Here is a 17894-nt window from a genome sequence, read left to right on the forward strand (position 1 = left end):
TTATTGTAGGTTGGGTTGTTCGCTGTCTTCGTTGCGGAGCAATCGGGACGAAACCCAACACCTCCTACTATCCTCTCGCTAATGTTGGGTTTCACTTCGTTCAACCCAACCTACGAAAATTGAATTAATATTTTATTCCATCAGGGTATCGTTAGAACCAAACTTTTTTATAAATCTCTGTCCTTGAGGACGAAAAAATTGTCAATCCCAAATCAAAATTTTTCCAGGTTTACACTTGAGGGTAGAGTCAATGCAAAATCAAGTGAACAAACTTTATTTCCTACTTAATCAACTATGAATCCCTATTCTCTGTCTCCAGATGATTTACCTCCATCTCGGATTACACAAATTGATCAGATGCTAATTAGAAATTTAGAAAAGGTTATTGCTAAACATTTCTATGCCAAGTGTGGGCGAATTATTCAAACTTTATTATCAAAGTGTCATTGGTATGTGGTCACTAATTCTAGCTATTTTATTTTAATTATTATTTGTCCTGATAGAGAAATGTATTGGCATATATTCTATGCTATTCCTAATATTGCTAAAAAGTTAAAATTATTTTCTCATCAGGCAATTATTCGTTTGTTTCCACCTTTTGATCAGGGTACACCTTGGGAAATTGGCGTTAGTGAAATATCTGTTTATAAAGGATGGTTTAATTAATAAGTAAGTCGGCTTGAAAAAATTGAGATATATTACAAAATGTAAAATTACTCAAAGTCTTTTCCCTCTTGCCTCTTGCCTCTTGCCTTGCTTCAACGATAAATTTCAACGCCTACCTACTTACATTGTGGATAATAAAATTCCCGACTTCCTTATTTAATCCTGTGAATAAATTCTGATTTCTTAAAAAAGTCGGGAATCTGAAATTTTACGGATGATTAAGGCAAAATAAACCCATATTTATTGAATACAGCCTTAGCTTGATCGCTAGATAGAAATTGAGAAAATTCTTTAGCAGCATCAACATTTTTGCTACTTTTAATAACTGCTAAGGGATAAATAATGGGAGAGTGGTATTTTTCATCGGCTGTAACTACAACTTTGACTTTATCAGAGATTTTGGCATCAGTTATATAAACTAATCCTGCATCAGCATTACCAGTTTCTACAGATGCTAAAACCTGACGCACGTTATTCGCAAACACCAGTTTTGATTTAATTTCTGACCAAATTTTTAATTTTTCTAATACTTGTTGTCCATATTGTCCTGCGGGTACAGTTCTGGGTTCACCAATGGCGATTTTTTTGACTTTGGCATCTTTAAGATTGTAGAAACTAGTGATACTAACGGCATTTTTAGGTACTACCAAAACTAATTTGTTTTTAGCAATGATATTCCGAGTTCCTGCAACTAAAAGTCCTTTTTTTTCTAAAGCATCTACTTGTTTTTTTGCCGCAGATATAAAAATGTCCGCAGATGCGCCTTGTTCGATTTGTTGCTGTAATGCCCCTGAACTACCAAAGTTATAATTAATATTGACGTTTGGTTTACTTTGTTGGTACATGGGTTTAATCTCTTCCAGAGCCTCTCTTAAACTGGCAGCGGCAGATACAAGGAGGTTGATGTTGGATTGTGCTACAACAGGGGCAGGAGTAAAGGCTGGTAAGCCAATTGTTAGTAGCAAAGCAGCTAGGGCTGTAGTGATTAAGACTACTAGTTTTCTTCTTTTGATGGGGAAACTGAACTGAGAGAAATTTTTACTCATGGAATTGAGACTCGGTATACTTTTACCAAGATTACCATAACATTTACCAGTTTTATTGGTAAATGTTTTCTGAAGAAATTGCAAAAATTGTATTGGTACGCTGTCACCAGAGGATGCTTACACTCAAATTCAAATGCTTTAGAAGCAATTAAAAACCCCTAAAAAACTTTACCAACCATAGAAAATTCGTAGTCTTTGCTACAAAATACCAAATTAATTGGTATTAATATGTGTCTATTAAGTTGGTATTGAAGATTTGAGGTCTGAGGTAAATGTCTACTCTTCTACGGAATTACAGGTAGCTTAGGTGATACTAAGTTCCATTAAACCATCCGCCATGTCAAAATTAGCTGTCACATTTTGGACATCATCTAATCCTTCTAGAGTATCAATTAATTTGAGAAGAGATTTGGCTTGATCTGCATCTGTAACTTCTACTTGATTACCAGGAAGCCAACGCAATTCTATATTTGTGACTTTAAAACCTTTTGCTTTTAAGGTTTGGCTGAGTTTCTCCAAATTTGCTATTTCTGTAAATACCTCAAATGTTTCCTCTGCAATGATTTCATAAGACTGGGCATTTCCTTCTAAGGAAGCTTCTAAAAGCTTGTCTTCATCAATTACACCTTCGACTACACAAACTCCTTTTTGGGAAAACATCCAACTTACACACCCTGTTTCTCCTAAATTTCCGCCATTTTTGCTAAAGGAGACGCGCAAATCTGCCGCAGTTCGATTCCGGTTATCTGTGAGGGCTTCAATTAAAATGGCGACACCACCAGGACCGTAACCTTCGTAGCGAATTTCTTCAAGGATGCTGTTATCACTGAAAGTACCTGCACCTTTAGCGTTCGCCTTGCGCGTGCCGTAGGCAATCGCTCTATCAATATTATCATTGGGAATGCCTGCTGCTTTGGCTTTATCAATGGCTGTCCTGAGTTGAAAATTACCTGCTGGATCTGGTATACCGTTTCTTGCAGCGACAATTATTGCCCGTGATAGTTGGGTGAATATACTTCCCCTTCTGGCATCTACTACGGCTTTTTGACGTTTAATATTTGCCCATTTACTATGTCCTGCCATAATTAAAAAAAATATCTATTCTCTATTCAAACATAAAATATCTAGGGCACATAGGGCTTGCTGAATAAATGCAAGACCTATATATATCAAAGGTTTGAGTCTGCTAAAAAAGAAAATAGGTGCAAGATTTTTGAAGGAGATAGTCCCAAAAGCGTGCATTTTGGGTTGAATAAATCACAAAATTTAGGGATAACAGATAGCCCAAACTCTTGCCTCTTGCCTGCCCTCACAGACAACTTTTTCAGCAACCCCTACATATATTTCAAAATGAGAATTGCTGATGATGAAGAATTCAGGGATTTATCATCGGCTTAATTAAAGTTAATATAGATGATAGGCGATCGCCTATCTATAAAATCAAATATCATCAGGATAGATACCTAATGCTCTTAAATAAACCACTAACTTCTCCTATTACCACTCACACTTTAATAGTATCGGGTTTTCATGCCCTATCAGATCCCATTAGAATCAGTGTTATAGAACTACTGCGTCAGCATGAACTGTGTGTATGTGACTTATGTGATGCTTTAGAAATGAATCAGTCAAAACTTTCTTTTCACCTGAAAACCCTCAAGGAAGCAAGTCTAGTAAATTCCCGTCAAGAAGGACGCTGGATTTATTACAGCTTGAATATTTCCCAATTTCAGGTTTTAGAAACATATCTAGCCGAATTTCGCCTCAATTCTGGATTTTTATCCCCTCGTTCCTGTGGTGAATAGTCGGGAATTAGATTTGATCCTACCTTCCGCACCCTAAACTGTCACACAACGAAAATTGGTCGTTTGGAGATTTGGTTTTAGCGAACTGCTTGCGGCAGCGCTTCGCTATCGCCTACCAATATTTCTTGGTTTTGGTACAAAATACAACATTAAATGGGGATAAAAATCAGAAAAAACCGATTGTGACACCGGGGGGTGCGGAATGTGGGTTTGATACAAACTGAAATTCTGGCAAGATGAATTCTGAATAATTCTTGGGCGCAGGCCCTGCGCCCCTACTTGCTGTTTTCATAAAACAAATCCCCGCAACTTTTTCAGATTACAGGGATTTATTTTTTTATTTGGTGGCGGGAAGTGGATTTGAACCACTGACCTTCGGGTTATGAGCCCGACGAGCTACCAGGCTGCTCTATCCCGCGTCGCCTTCGTCGCGTTTCTCTCGACTCCTTTAATATAGCGCGAAGTCAAAAGTTTGTCAACTACAAAAGCGATAATTCTCCAATTACTTCCAAACGCTTGTATTTCCCCAGGTTCATAAATTTCTCAGACAGGCCTTGGGCAACGCTGGGACTAATCCAACCCATTTGTTGGAGGATGTGAATAGCTACGGCATATTTAGCGCGTTTTGAGCCATCCATTACTTTAATAGCTAATCCCATGCCTTCACCAAGTCTGCCTATACACTGTACTCCTTCTGCCCCAGATTTACTAACCAGTTCACCAGGAGTGAGACGCATTAATTCTGTATCAAATTCCCCTTCGCCTGCTACCATTGTGGGGTGATGGTTCATGGCGCGGACAATGCGTTCCATGTCTACGCTATTACTGGAAGATAAAACAGCATATAGTGATGCCATTTGACTGAGTTGCATGAGATAGGTGGGTGCGCCGCAGTCATCATGGGCGGTGAGAAATTCTTCCGCTGGCATTCGCAACAATTCGGCTATTTTGGTGATAATTAACTGTTGGACTGGGTGTTTACGATCTAAGTAGTTAGTTAATGGCCAATGGCGTTGTTGACAAACGGCTAACATTCCTGCGTGTTTACCAGAGCAGTTATATTCTAGAGAACTACGTTTATCTTTAGGGATTGGGCAGTGCAGGGCATTGATGTCAATATCTGCCCGCCACAGAATGTTAAATACCTGTCTCACCTGTTCCATGCTGCCTTTGTGGGAACTGGTGATGATTGCTAAGTCTCGATCGCTCAAACCATAACGTTCCATTGTGCCTGTACTGGTGACAGCCAGAGCTTGAAATGGTTTGAGGGCAGAACGGACAAACGCGGCGGTTTCAGCGTTACCAGCAACGGAAAGTACCCGTCCCCGGTCATCACTAACTACAGCCTGGACTATATGCCGAGATTCGATAATACCTTCACGCAGCAACCGGACTTCCAGTGCTGTGGCTTGAGTGCGTTTTCCCATTGTCATGGGTTTATATCTATTTTGTTAGTTGTCAGTTGTCAGTTGTTTTACTAATTACCAATGACCAATCACTAATGACCAATAAGACTTACAAGAAATGCCAAATTATAGTACCAATAAGATACATTAGAGCTAGGGCGGCAAAGGTAATTTGCAAGCGTTGAAAAATGGGTTTAATTTCGTAGGTAACAATTAGGCGATCGCGGCTCATGACTTCTGGGGGTTTTGTCCAGGTTTGTCCGTCGTACCAACCAGATTCTTCATAAAATACGGTGGGACTGTAAAGGCGATCGCGCACATAGAACCAACCTAAATATAACCTTACCAATGCTAACACTACAGTTACACTAGCAGCACCAGATCCACAAAGAAGAAAATTAAAAATCTGCTTTTGGGGAGGAAAGCTGGCTGCTGCCACAGGTCCGGCTATTAACCAAGACCAAGACCAAATCCAAAACATTTTTTTGGTGTAGTTACCCCAATTTAGGGTACTATCTCGAAATAGCCAAGCATTTTTTAGCTCTTCGTACTCATTCAGTGGTTGTTGTTCCTTTGGAACTGGGCAATTCTCTAGAGAGGATCGCATCATATTGGTTAACCCCCAATATTATCCGAGTTTGGTATGGGAATACGTTCCGCGTGTCCCCAGAACGCTTCTAAATTATAAAACTCTCGTTCCCTTGGCATCATGATATGGACGATAACATCACCATAATCTTGGAGTACCCAAGTTCCCTCGGCTTTTCCTTCGGTTCTGAGGGGTCGTCGTTGCCAGTCAATTTCCACTTGTCCAGCAATTGCGTCAGCGATCGCTCTCACTTGTACTTTAGAGTAACCAGTCATCATCACAAAGTAATCTGACAGGTAAGAGATTTCTGCCACATCAAGCAGGACAATTTCGACAGCTTTGCGGTCTAAAGCCGCCTCAGCAATGGTTAAAGCTAAATTTTTGCTTGTGGCTTCTGTGTCAGTTTTAGGTCTGCCCACAGCGTTCTTTGTCAATGGGAAATTTCCTCTTAAAGATTCAGTCATTCAACCTCATGTATTTTTTCTATGGCAGCAAATACTTATTCAACTTGCTTACAAATATTCTGAATTGCAATTGCATGAATAGGTTTTCTCTAGATAGTAACATATTCTACAGCTGATTACTTTATAAACCAGGGTAACGAGACCCGATTAACCAACCAGAAATGCGTTCTACTACCAATACCTTGTCCAAATTAGAAAAAGCCTTGATTTGTAGATTGGGTTGTTCGCGTTAGCGTTGCGGAGCAGTTAGCATGAAACCCAACGGATTTGTTGAGGGAGGGCGATCGCTCGTTCTCTGCGGGAGATCAAAAAATCATATTGGAGTTTTGAGTTCAGGGGGTGTGATAGCACGTGAGTTCGGAGTTAGGAGTTTCTCCTTCGGAGACGCTACGCGAACGGAGTTATAATTTTTTCAACGAGATCATAAGGGCTTGAGACTCCTACGTGGGGTGAGTTTTCCACAAATTATCGTTATGTCGAACTCACGTGATAGCGAAGCTGACCGCAGGTATCGCTTTTACCTTAAAATGGAATCCATTCCCCGGCTGGATGCTGACCCAAATTTTTCAAATATTATTTATGATTCCTGTATATGACGTGATTGATATTGATACATAACTCCAGATAATGCAGCCAGGAAAACCCAAGAGAGAGTATTTAACCGGATATCAAAAGTAGTAACATCAACAGTATTAAATAGTATCCATCCGCTAAAGGTGATCAGATAACTCAAGAAGACTAGATGATTTTCTGGTTCTATATATCTAGATTGCCAGAGAATTTGACTGGCTGTCATTAATATCCAAATTAGTAACCCACAAAATAGCAAAGTAGTAATTAACCCAGTTTCCGCCGACAGCATTAAAAATAGATTATGAGGATGGTTGACATCAATTTGCATTTGGGTTTTATAAAGTCCTCCGAAACTGCGTAAACCTGAACCAGTTAAAGGATATTGTTGAGTGAGATTCCAGGCAAATTCCCATTGAGTTTTTCGCATTAATCCCACCGGTCTATCAGGGAACATATCATCATTTAACCGCGCCCAAATACCGTAGGGAACAAAAAGGCGGAAAAACTGGGCAATAGGTGAAGGTGCAAAAGCTGCCAAAAAACAAAAACTGGTAATGGTGAAAACGGCCGCAACAATTAATCGCCAACCTTTATATAAAGCATAAGCTAAACAGGCAAAAATAGTGATTCCCCAACCATTACGAGAATTGGTTAAAATTAAGGCGATAAAGTTAGCACATACAGCAACTGTCAAAAAGATAATTAGGCGATTTTTTTGCTTTAATTTGTGGTAGTTTTCTAGCCATAAACCCAAACCCAAAATAAAAATAGTTACTAAATAAGCAGCTAAAGTATTAGGGTGCATGAAATTAGCAGTCATGCGTCCTGATAATGACTTTTCTGGTGCAACTATCCAATCAAAAACAATCCATAAAAACTGAAATTGGAAATTCCAACCGAGGAATAATTGTCCAAAACCGATGATTAAAACAGGTACAGATCCAAACACCATGATCCAAGCAATTTGTCGTAATTGGGCGGGTGTTTGAATCAGGGGAGTGAGTCCGGTAAAAAAGAAGAAGAAGGGGATGAAGTTGAATAAACCCAAAACAGCATCGAGTTTACCAGAGGCGAATCCGGTGGTAATTAGGAGTAAGATACTCAAAAGAGCAAATCCCTTGTGAATTGGGCGATCGCTAATGATATGGTATTGTTTACGCCAGGTTAGCAATGATGCCACAACGATAGAAATACCGCCCAAAAATGGACTCAGGGGGAGAGATATTAGTCCAAATTGCAGCCAATTCCAAGGGGTTTGTAAGCGGGGATTTGGATGATCACAAGTTTTCTTTAAGCTATTTCCCAACATTCTGTACGGGTAAGACGAATTTGCGCGAGGGTAAAGACAGTAGGAATAATTCTGCCATAATTTGTGGCGATCGCTCTCCAACCCAAATCAGCAAAAAACCAAGCCCACATCACAGGACCTACCAAAGCAAATGCACTACGAACTGCACCATAACGGGCTGCACTCATGGTCATACCCCGACGGGACATTTGTAAAGCCACATAGTTTTGAAACTGTTTAGTAGCTAATCCTGTCCCTGTAATTGCTGCTTCTTTAGCCACTTGATAGGTAGCAAAATGAATCGCAAATTGATGGGCGATTTGTTGCAGAACAAAAGGTTGGATGACAGAAGTTACAGCCAAAGCACTACCACCTTTAAATATTAATCCTAAAGGATCACGTTGCAATGACAATGGTAATGGTTGTTTAAATTTTGTTTGCGATAATTGACCTTGGACATTAATAGTTAGTTGTTGCTTATCTGTTTTTGGCAACTTTTTCCAAACCTTTCCTAGTAGGTGCAAAAATACTTCTGCTTCTAAATCAATTGTTGTTAAATCTTGATAATACTGAATTTTCAAATATTTGCATACTTGAATGAGGGCTTGTCGGTAAGTTACTTGATCAGTATGTCCGCGTAATACAGTGATACCATCAGCTGCTAAAAACCGAAAGCGATTTTCTATTGTATCTAACCAAGCTTGATGATCTTGGCTTTGTACTGCAATGGGTTCGGGTGTGTGAACATAATCTAAGGGGTTAAACTTGCGACTAAACAGAATAGCTGTCAAGTCCTGTAGTTCCTCTTCGGTGGCTAATTCCAATACCGCCCTGAGTTCTTCCAATTTCCCTTCCTCTCTTCTGTACCACTTAGTCTGTACCTTATTCTACTATCTTGTCAATCAAAAATCTTTCAATAGCAACTGAGTTGAGCCTATATTTAATATCTGCGGAAGGTTGATTCTAACACTTTTTTGCAAAAATTGAGTTCTAGCTGTAATATTCGATTATGTACCTCTTTAATGTGGTAAACGAAAACCAAACATAAAATTAATTGTCGCTCCTTTTCCTGAGCTTCAAAGAGGGACTGACCAATTTTTTTCCAATAATTATCCGAAAGCCTCTTGACAAAAGACTTACAGCCTTAACTTGTCACCAATGGCGGTAGATAGAGTTAGTTATACGCCTAACCAATCTTCTCCTGTGCTTTGGGTAATTTCTGCACTTGACATTCTCCCGCAGCGATCGCATCTCACCTGCAGCAATTTTACCACTCCTGTCCCCACACTACTCACTCTCATAGAATCAAGCCAACTGATTATGTATTTGTGCCAGCTTGATCTAAGGATTGGTTTCTACCGTATGATCTAATATTAAACCACCTTGCTCAGTAATTTTTTTCGCCGCCTCTAAAAGATACTGGTAATAAGTATGAGCAATAATAGATAACTGCTTACCAGCGGGATAAACCATATACCAAGTACGTTTAATTGGGAAATATTGCACATCTAAAATGCTAAATTCCGCAATGTCTGTGAGTAAAGTATGACGGGATAATACGGAAATACCTAGACCACCAGCGATCGCCTGTTTAATTGCTTCATTACTCCCCAACTCCAACTTCACCTTCACCTTGATATCATGTTCCTCAAACAGACTTTGGACAGCACTGCGAGTTCCTGAACCCGGTTCCCTCATAATAAACGGTTCTTCTCCCAAACGTTCAATCGGAATATTTTTTTCCTTCGCTAAGGGATGATTCGCAGGTGCAAGAACTATCAAAGGGTTTTCGAGAAATGGCTGGAAATTGACATCAAAGTGATCAGGAATTTGACTCATAATATACAAGTCATCCAAATTACCCATCATCCGATCTAAAATCAGTTCATGATTTGTGACTTGGAGAGAAATATCAATCCCGGGATAAAGCTGACAAAAAGGACCCAACAATCTGGGAATAATATACTTAGCAGTCGTAATTACCGCCAGTCTTAACTGTCCTTGTTTTAATCCCTTTAAATCCGCAATAGTCATTTGAAACTTATCCATAGTCTCAAAAATTTGCCGACAAGTAGCAAATAATTCCCGTCCCGCTTCCGTCAAATATAAACGCTTTCCTACCTGCTCAAATAATGGCAAACCTACTGATTTCGTCAACTGTTTGATTTGCATGGATATGGTAGGTTGAGTCAAAAACAACTCTTCCGCAGCGCGTGTAAAACTACCATGTCGGGCAGCAGCCTCGAACACCTTCAACTGGTGTAACGTCGCTTGGTTCAAGCTTATTCTCCTCTGATCACAATTTGTAGATATAACTTTAGTATCACGTAACACTAAGGATTTTTTAATTGTTATTTATACAAAGTTCTGAACCTTAGTATACAGAAAAATGGATCTTCAGACTTTACAGAAAAAGCCTGTAGGGTGTGTAAAGCTCTTGCGGACATTGCTGTTGAATATTTCAGCATCTTAGATGATCATCAACAAGCTTTGACACTCTCAGAGGCTAAAGCCACTGAGCTTTACCCTTACCGGATATTACTGTAAAAACCTATCGCCCCGGTTTTTTTACAAAAGTTAACATATTCACAGGCATTGGTACACAAATCTTAATAAACTGTTAAATCTTTCTGTAATCACAAATTCAAATATATCAGTTAACAAAATTTGCAAAATAACTTATTGAATTATTGATATATTGTGGGGTAAGCTACAAATTCGGTGATGTGCAGTTTCTTCTCCCTTGCTCATCCCCTGACTGAATCTGTCTTCAGGAAAAATGCCCCATGATCAATCCTTACCGGCTCTAGGTAAAGACATCAGGAAAAAAAGAATGACAGCAAGCCAGCCTTGTATCTGGAATGCAGCTTTCAGGCAAAATTCCCCAGACAGCTTAATTAAGCCAATTTAGTCGGGTATGCAAACTCAAGATGAAAAGATTTTGTATTCCTGGGACGAAAAATAACAGCGTCATATAGTACGTCTGAAACATGGTAAACAATTTGTTGCAGTAGCAATTGCCGCAGCCTGATTTCTGCGGAAATAATACCGCCACCATAGATCAGTCTCGCCCCTAAATATAAGCAAAACTTATAATTTCATTAAGAATGAATTAAGAGTAAGAATGAGAAGAAGTGGCACATAACGTGATTTGATAGTAAAAAGAAAGACTTCTTGGAAGAAAAATATGTCTTACGCGCAAACTAAGACTCAGGCTAAGTCTGGGTACCAAGCTGGGGTTAAAGATTACAGACTAACTTATTACACTCCCGATTACACTCCTAAAGATACAGATTTATTAGCAGCTTTCCGGATGACACCCCAACCCGGAGTTCCTCCCGAAGAAGCTGGTGCGGCAGTAGCTGCTGAGTCCTCCACAGGTACTTGGACAACAGTTTGGACAGACTTGCTGACCGACCTAGATCGCTACAAAGGTCGTTGTTACGACATCGAACCAGTTCCCGGCGAAGATAACCAATATATTTGTTATGTTGCTTATCCCTTAGACTTGTTTGAAGAAGGTTCTATCACCAACGTCCTCACCTCCATCGTCGGTAACGTATTTGGTTTTAAAGCTTTACGGGCATTACGTTTGGAAGACATTCGTTTTCCTGTAGCTTACATCAAGACTTTCCAAGGACCTCCTCACGGTATCCAAGTAGAGCGCGACAAATTGAACAAATACGGTCGTCCTCTGTTGGGTTGTACAATCAAGCCCAAATTAGGTCTTTCCGCTAAGAACTACGGACGCGCAGTTTACGAATGTTTACGTGGTGGTTTGGACTTCACCAAAGACGACGAAAACATTAACTCTGCACCATTCCAAAGATGGCGCGATCGCTTCTTGTTCGTAGCTGAAGCTATCAACAAAGCCCAAGCAGAAACAGGCGAAATCAAAGGTCACTACCTCAATGTTACCGCTCCTACCTGCGAACAAATGATCCAACGGGCTGAGTACGCTAAAGAACTCAAACAGCCCATCATCATGCACGATTACCTGACCGCAGGTTTCACCGCTAACACCACATTGGCTCGCTGGTGTCGTGACAACGGTATTCTGTTGCACATTCACCGTGCTATGCACGCTGTAATTGACCGTCAAAAAAATCACGGTATCCACTTCCGCGTATTAGCTAAAGCCCTCCGCTTATCTGGTGGTGATCACATCCACACCGGTACAGTGGTTGGTAAATTAGAAGGTGAACGGGGAATCACAATGGGCTTCGTTGACCTATTGCGTGAAAACTACATCGAACAAGACAAGTCTCGTGGTATCTACTTTACCCAAGACTGGGCTTCTTTACCCGGCGTAATGGCAGTTGCTTCCGGTGGTATCCACGTATGGCATATGCCCGCGTTGGTAGAAATCTTCGGTGATGACTCCGTACTCCAATTCGGTGGTGGTACACTCGGACATCCTTGGGGTAACGCTCCTGGTGCTACAGCTAACCGCGTAGCTCTAGAGGCAGTTGTTCAAGCTCGTAACGAAGGTCGTAACTTGGCTCGTGAAGGTAACGATATTATCCGCGAAGCTGCTAAGTGGTCTCCTGAGTTGGCTGTTGCTTGCGAACTGTGGAAAGAAATTAAGTTCGAGTTTGAAGCAATGGATACCGTCTGATGATGAGTTAAAAGTTAAAAGTTGAAAGATAAAAGCCAAGAAATTTTCTGAATTTTAACTTTTGACTTTTGACTTTTGACTTATTGAGGGTTGGGTCAAGCATGGATTTAAAGCAAATTGCGAAAGACACAGCCAAAACTCTCCAAAGCTACCTGACTTATCAGGCTCTGAGGACTGTATTGGCACAGCTAGGCGAAACAAATCCTCCTCTAGCACATTGGTTGCAAAACTTTTCCGCTGGGAAAATCCAAGACGGAGAAGCTTATATTGAGGAACTGTTTCTAGTCAAGTCAGATTTGGCATTACGGATTATGACTGTCAGGGAACATATAGCGGCAGAAGTGACAGAATTTTTACCAGAAATGGTCATAACTGGCATTCAGCAAGCCAATATGGAACAGCGTCGCCAGCATCTCGAACGCATTACGCAACTAAATTTATCAAGTCCCAGCCTGGAAATACCAAAGACAGACAATATCTGATAGCCTGCGTGGCGTAGCCATTCCTAATTTAGATAATTTATCTAATTAGTCAGTCAACCAACTAATAAAAAATCTCCCCCACTTATCAAAAACTATGCAAACTTTACCAAAAGAGCGTCGTTACGAAACTCTTTCTTACCTTCCCCCTCTGTCTGACGCGCAAATCGCCAAGCAAGTTCAATACATTTTGAACCAAGGCTACATCCCCGCAATTGAATTTAACGAAACTTCTGAACCTACAGAACTTTACTGGACAATGTGGAAGTTGCCTTTGTTCGGCGCTAAATCTACTCAAGAAGTATTGGGTGAAGTTCAAGGTTGCCGTTCTCAGTATGGTAACTGCTACATCCGTGTTGTTGGTTTTGACAACATTAAACAGTGTCAAGTTCTTAGCTTCATTGTTCACAAACCCAGCAGATACTAAAAGCTAATTAGCTGATAGTAATTTGATCAATTAAAAGGAGAGGTAGAGTTTTCTATCTCTCTTTTTGAGTTTTTGATAGAGAATAGAATTGTCGGTTGAGTAGCACTTTTTATTAGGTATTAAATTATATTTTCGCTATCATTACGTCTCTCACTCACCCCCACTATGAACCAACCCATATTCCATCTCGCTTTCCCCGTCACCAATATCCCCGAAACCAAAGCCTATTATGTTGACGGTTTAGGCTGTATTCCCGGACGTGAAAATCCCCATGCCTTGATTCTCAATCTTTATGGACATCAATTGGTAGCACATACAACGAAAGACATCCTCACACCTCAAAAAGCAATTTATCCTCGACACTTTGGACTAATTTTTACTCAAGAAGCAGATTGGCAAGAATTATTAGAAAGGGCAAATAACAAAGAGTTAAAATTTAGAGAAGAACCTAAATACCGCTTTACCGATTCCCTTCTAGAACATCGGACTTTTTTCTTAGAAGACCCTTTTTATAACTTAATGGAATTTAAGTATTATCGTCATCCAGAAGCTATATTTGGTAATACTAAATACACCCAAATCGGTGATAGAAATTAGCTTGCGTTCTTACATACATATATGCCCTTTACGCAAAAGCTCGGTTTATTCTCTTGCGGAGTACACTACCTTTTCCAGAATTGTCATAATCTTAATTCTTTTGAGATTGTGTATTCACCTTAATTATCACGCAGAAACAGAAACTTCCGATTGATAGCAAATCCCCGCTTCCTGGAATCTTTGTAAAGCTTCACCCAAGCGATCGCAATCTACAATTAAACTAATTCTTACATAGCCTTCACCACCCACACCAAAGGCATTACCAGGAGTCAAAACCACCCCAGTTTGCTGTAAAACATTCAAAGCAAAATCTGTAGAATTCATTCCCACAGGGCATTTTATCCACAAATACATAGTTGCTTCCGTTTTGGGAATATTCCACCCCAACTTACCCAAACCATCAATTAAAAAATCTCGCCGAGTGCGGTAACGTTGTTGCACTTCATGTAAATAAGTATCAGGGAGACTCAGCGCAGTTTCCGCCGCAGTTTGCAAAGCCGAAAAAATGCCATAATCTAAATTGGTTTTCAGAGTCCGCAAACCTTGGATCACATGAGGATTTCCCACTACAAAACCGACGCGCCAACCTGCCATATTATAGGTTTTAGATAAAGTGTGAAACTCGACACCAATCTCCTTAGCACCAGGAATTTCTAATAAGCTAGTGGGTTGATAACCATCAAAAGCTAATTCGGCATAACATAAATCATGGACTAAAAGGATTTCATACTTCCGCGCAAACGCCACAATTTCCTCAAAAAATTCGCGGGGGGCGGTAGCAGCGGTAGGATTACTGGGATAATTAAAATAGAGAATTTTGGCTTTTCTAGCCACTTCGTCAGGAATAGCCGCTAAATCAATTAACCAGTTATTTTCTCCCTGGAGAATTAAATTGTGGATAACTCCCCCAGCAATAATCGGTCCACGAAAATGCACAGGGTAAGATGGTGAAGGTACTAATACAGTATCACCAGGATTAATGTAGGCGATCGCTAAATGTCCCAAACCTTCCTTAGAACCAAGTAAAGGTAAAGCCTCACTATCAGGATTCAGCGTCACCCCATAACGGCGATGATACCATTGAGTAATCGCCTTGCGGAAACTAGCCGTCCCTTCAAAGGGGGGATAACCGTGATTAGCGGGATTTTGCAAAGCTGCTATAGCTGCGTCTATCACAGGTTGGGGAGTAGGACCATCAGGATTCCCCATACCCAAATCAATTAAATCCAACCCTTGTTCTCTAGCCTTAGCCTTTAATTCATCCAAACGAGCAAACACATAAGGCGGCAATTTTTGTATCCGTTCTGCGGGAGACATCCAACTTAAACTCATTCTTTCACCTCAAAATAGGGAAGAGGGAACAGGTGACAGGTGACAGGTGACAGGGAATAGATGAAAATTTTACCAATTACCCGTTACCAATTACCAATTACCAATTACCCATTTTTAATTTTTAATTGATTTGGTGCAGTGGTAGAAACCATTGCAGCCATCAAATGTTCCAACGCTACATTAAACGGTAAACGGTGGATATCAGAATTAGGTTGTAAACTAATTTCTGCTGCTGTTTGTAACTCACCTAGAGTAATATTACCTAATCCCAAATCTGCTAATTTTTGGGGTAGTCCAATCTCTGCATAGAACTTCAACAATTGTTGTCTTGCTGACGCTGCTAATTGATTTCCCTGGATCATTTCTTCTAACCGCAGTTGTACCAGGATACCATAAGCGACCTTTTCCCCGTGAATACTCTCATGTCCAGAAATATGGGTTAAGCCATTATGAACTGCATGGGCAGCAACCGTGCGACATTGCGCCCCACCCAGTCCTCCAATTACCCCAGCTAAAAGTACAGTTGCGTCTACAACCTCTTGCCAAACTTCGCTACCAGGAGATTGTAAAGCCGCAGCGGACTTTTGTAATAAAATATCGCGTAAAACTCGCGCTTGTTGGACTGCGGCAATAATCAAAGTTTGTTGTAAATGTCCACTACTCACTGAGGCTTCATACCATTTGGCGATCGCATCCCCAATTCCTGCTATTAATGTGCTTTGAGGTGCGGTCTGGATCAAATTATAATCCAAAATTAGCAAATCAGGACAGCAAGACAAAGCCACATCATACAAAAACGCCCCCGTCTCTGAATAAACATTAGCAAGGGCAGTCCAAGCCGCACAGGTAGCCCCAGAAGTGGGAATTGTCGCAACTGGTAATGTTAATTGGTGGGCGACTAATTTAGCCGTATCCAAGGCTTTACCACCGCCAATCCCGATAATTAGATCAGCCTTATGTTCCTTAGCAGCTTTGCGTAAAGCTTTTAAACTAGCTTCACAACAATCAGCACCATAGGAAACCAGAATAGGATGTAATTCTGGAGATTGGCAAAGAGGTTGTAAACTCTCTTGACTCAGATTAAGAGTCTGATTGCCAGTAATAATTAAAGGACGAGTTCCCAAATTAGCAACTTCACCCGCAACGGTTGACAATATCCCAGCACCGCGAATTACTTTGCCAGGGGCAACAGAAAGCCTGAAAAATGAACTAGAGGTTTGAGCAGACAAAGTTTCAGTAGAATGTTGATTAGGCATGATCATTATTTTGCCAAAACTATTGATATTTCTTAATCAAATTTTAAAATAATCTTTATTGTATGATAGATGACTAAAAAATGTGCAAATCAGGAGTCAGGAGTCAGGAGTTCAGGAGTTCAGGAGTTCAGGAGTTCAGGAGTTCAGGAGTTCAGGAGGAAGAAAATTATTTACCTATTCCCTATTCCCTATTCCCTATTCCCTATCACCTGTAACCTGTCACCTATCAAGTGGGTTTTGGTAAGGAAGCAAACTTATCTAAATAAACTTCCACCGCCATTTCTGGGTCTTCAGGACGCACCAAAGTGCGTCTTACTTCACCTAAGTACACAGGTATAGATAAACCTATTTCTGGGTGGATAATAGTACGGGCGCGGACTATTAATTGCTTATCACCACCAGTACCTAAACGACCATAGGAATAAAGGTTACTAGCTGCTTGACGTAAAGTAGCTTCTAATTCGGTGGGAGTAATTTCCGGGGCGATCGCAATTACAGTTTGGTTAGAACCATTATCATAAACTAGAGTATACTTGGCAGCACCGGGAATAATTGTGCGACTCAGGGGAACAAGGGAAAGTGAAAACAATCCCCCTGTTAGTACCAGCATAAAGCCAGTTGCACCCACCAATCGAAAGCGAAAGCCCCATTTAAGAATGAAAGCTAAGATTGTCAGAACTGCAAAAACTATTGTGGCAATACCTGACCATTGGGTATATTCGAGAAAATTAGCTGTACTAGGCATAAGGTTTTAATTACGAATATTCCCATTTTACCGGATTACTTGGTAAGCGTAAAGCTCAGTATCTTGAGACCTGAGAGTGTCAACATTCCCTGTTGCCTCTGAATTTGAATTTACAGAGCAAAATGTTAGTAATAGTTATGATTTTGACCGCCTTTGCGTTCATTGGTGGGGAAATAGAAAGAGAGTTCACGTTCATTGAATAAACACTGAGGGGTCAAATTGTTTCATTCAAAACAAAAACACCCCCCATGTATGGGAGGTGTTTCTGTAATTAAACTTTTAAAAAAGCTTGAATTATTAACCGTTGATTGCAGGAGCGCTTAAAGCGACAGGAGCAACTTCACTAGCAGCCAAGTCTAGAGGGAAGTTGTGAGCGTTACGCTCGTGCATTACTTCCATCCCTAGGTTAGCGCGGTTGATTACGTCAGCCCAGGTAGCGATAACGCGACCTTGAGAATCCATGATGGATTGGTTGAAGTTGAAACCGTTCAAGTTGAACGCCATGGTGCTGATACCCAAAGCGGTGAACCAGATACCAATTACAGGCCAGGCAGCGAGTAAGAAGTGTAAAGAACGGCTGTTGTTGAAAGAAGCGTATTGGAA

Annotated in this window: 16 protein-coding genes, 1 tRNA gene and 2 pseudogenes; 6 read left to right on the top strand and 13 right to left on the bottom strand. The window is 40.6% G+C overall.

Annotated elements, in window-relative coordinates; all coding sequences use genetic code 11:
- Positions 1 to 294 precede the first annotated feature (294 nt).
- Complete coding sequence (locus PN471_RS06555; RefSeq protein WP_271776156.1) at positions 295 to 666, top strand: hypothetical protein; 372 nt, start codon at positions 295 to 297, stop codon at positions 664 to 666.
- 218 nt (positions 667 to 884) lie between these two features.
- Here PN471_RS06555 and modA read toward each other — a convergent pair whose 3' ends face one another.
- On the bottom strand, positions 885 to 1712 hold the full coding sequence (modA, locus tag PN471_RS06560) for a molybdate ABC transporter substrate-binding protein (RefSeq protein WP_442867136.1): 828 nt from the start codon (positions 1710 to 1712) through the stop codon (positions 885 to 887).
- Positions 1713 to 2015: 303 nt separating this feature from the next.
- Positions 2016 to 2795 carry a YebC/PmpR family DNA-binding transcriptional regulator gene (locus tag PN471_RS06565; protein WP_193892184.1) on the bottom strand — a complete coding sequence of 260 codons (780 nt, stop codon included), beginning with the start codon at positions 2793 to 2795 and terminating at the stop codon, positions 2016 to 2018.
- Between the two features lie 383 nt (positions 2796 to 3178).
- Between PN471_RS06565 and PN471_RS06570 the strand changes: the two genes are divergently transcribed.
- On the top strand, positions 3179 to 3517 hold the full coding sequence (locus PN471_RS06570) for an ArsR/SmtB family transcription factor (RefSeq protein WP_271776157.1): 339 nt from the start codon (positions 3179 to 3181) through the stop codon (positions 3515 to 3517).
- 342 nt (positions 3518 to 3859) lie between these two features.
- Here PN471_RS06570 and PN471_RS06575 read toward each other — a convergent pair.
- From PN471_RS06575 to PN471_RS06605, 7 genes are all read right to left on the bottom strand, one after another.
- A tRNA-Met gene (locus PN471_RS06575) sits at positions 3860 to 3936 on the bottom strand.
- 60 nt (positions 3937 to 3996) lie between these two features.
- Positions 3997 to 4950 carry an asparaginase gene (locus tag PN471_RS06580; RefSeq protein WP_271776158.1) on the bottom strand — a complete coding sequence of 318 codons (954 nt, stop codon included), beginning with the start codon at positions 4948 to 4950 and terminating at the stop codon, positions 3997 to 3999.
- A gap of 82 nt (positions 4951 to 5032) precedes the next feature.
- Positions 5033 to 5533, bottom strand: a complete 501-nt coding sequence (locus PN471_RS06585; RefSeq protein ID WP_193892193.1) for a CGLD27 family protein — start codon at positions 5531 to 5533, stop codon at positions 5033 to 5035.
- 5 nt (positions 5534 to 5538) lie between these two features.
- Positions 5539 to 5976 carry a ribosome silencing factor gene (gene rsfS, locus PN471_RS06590; protein ID WP_193892196.1) on the bottom strand — a complete coding sequence of 146 codons (438 nt, stop codon included), beginning with the start codon at positions 5974 to 5976 and terminating at the stop codon, positions 5539 to 5541.
- Positions 5977 to 6553: 577 nt separating this feature from the next.
- Complete coding sequence (locus PN471_RS06595; protein ID WP_271776159.1) at positions 6554 to 7858, bottom strand: O-antigen ligase family protein; 1305 nt, start codon at positions 7856 to 7858, stop codon at positions 6554 to 6556.
- Positions 7840 to 8682 carry a YaaW family protein gene (locus PN471_RS06600; RefSeq protein WP_271776160.1) on the bottom strand — a complete coding sequence of 281 codons (843 nt, stop codon included), beginning with the start codon at positions 8680 to 8682 and terminating at the stop codon, positions 7840 to 7842. The genes PN471_RS06595 and PN471_RS06600 overlap by 19 nt, the downstream gene beginning before the upstream one ends.
- A 496-nt stretch (positions 8683 to 9178) precedes the next feature.
- Positions 9179 to 10117 (bottom strand): LysR family transcriptional regulator, encoded by a 939-nt coding sequence (locus PN471_RS06605; protein ID WP_271776161.1) that lies wholly within the window; start codon positions 10115 to 10117, stop codon positions 9179 to 9181.
- A gap of 907 nt (positions 10118 to 11024) precedes the next feature.
- Here PN471_RS06605 and PN471_RS06610 point away from each other — a divergent pair.
- The 4 genes and pseudogenes from PN471_RS06610 to PN471_RS06625 all read left to right on the top strand — a co-directional run bounded on the left by PN471_RS06610 (position 11025) and on the right by PN471_RS06625 (position 13958).
- A complete protein-coding gene (locus PN471_RS06610; protein ID WP_271776162.1) occupies positions 11025 to 12455 on the top strand; it encodes a form I ribulose bisphosphate carboxylase large subunit in 1431 nt (476 codons plus the stop codon).
- A gap of 101 nt (positions 12456 to 12556) precedes the next feature.
- Positions 12557 to 12986: pseudogene (gene rcbX, locus PN471_RS06615) on the top strand (RuBisCO chaperone RbcX).
- A 45-nt stretch (positions 12987 to 13031) separates the two neighbouring features.
- A complete protein-coding gene (locus PN471_RS06620; RefSeq protein ID WP_104389420.1) occupies positions 13032 to 13361 on the top strand; it encodes a ribulose bisphosphate carboxylase small subunit in 330 nt (109 codons plus the stop codon).
- Positions 13362 to 13526: 165 nt separating this feature from the next.
- A complete protein-coding gene (locus tag PN471_RS06625; protein WP_193892214.1) occupies positions 13527 to 13958 on the top strand; it encodes a VOC family protein in 432 nt (143 codons plus the stop codon).
- Between the two features lie 126 nt (positions 13959 to 14084).
- Here PN471_RS06625 and PN471_RS06630 read toward each other — a convergent pair whose 3' ends face one another.
- The 4 genes and pseudogenes from PN471_RS06630 to PN471_RS06645 all read right to left on the bottom strand — a co-directional run.
- Entirely contained in the window at positions 14085 to 15290 is a 1206-nt protein-coding gene (locus PN471_RS06630) for an aspartate aminotransferase (protein WP_271776163.1), read from the bottom strand.
- Between the two features lie 104 nt (positions 15291 to 15394).
- Entirely contained in the window at positions 15395 to 16546 is a 1152-nt protein-coding gene (locus PN471_RS06635; protein ID WP_271776164.1) for an iron-containing alcohol dehydrogenase family protein, read from the bottom strand.
- A 226-nt stretch (positions 16547 to 16772) separates the two neighbouring features.
- Positions 16773 to 17291, bottom strand: coding sequence for a Ycf51 family protein (locus PN471_RS06640; protein ID WP_271776165.1), 519 nt, complete (start codon positions 17289 to 17291; stop codon positions 16773 to 16775).
- Positions 17292 to 17588: 297 nt separating this feature from the next.
- A pseudogene (locus PN471_RS06645) lies at positions 17589 to 17894 on the bottom strand (photosystem II q(b) protein); the annotation flags it as partial.

Source organism: Aphanizomenon sp. CS-733/32 (genome assembly GCF_028330045.1).
Taxonomy (GTDB): domain Bacteria; phylum Cyanobacteriota; class Cyanobacteriia; order Cyanobacteriales; family Nostocaceae; genus Dolichospermum; species Dolichospermum gracile.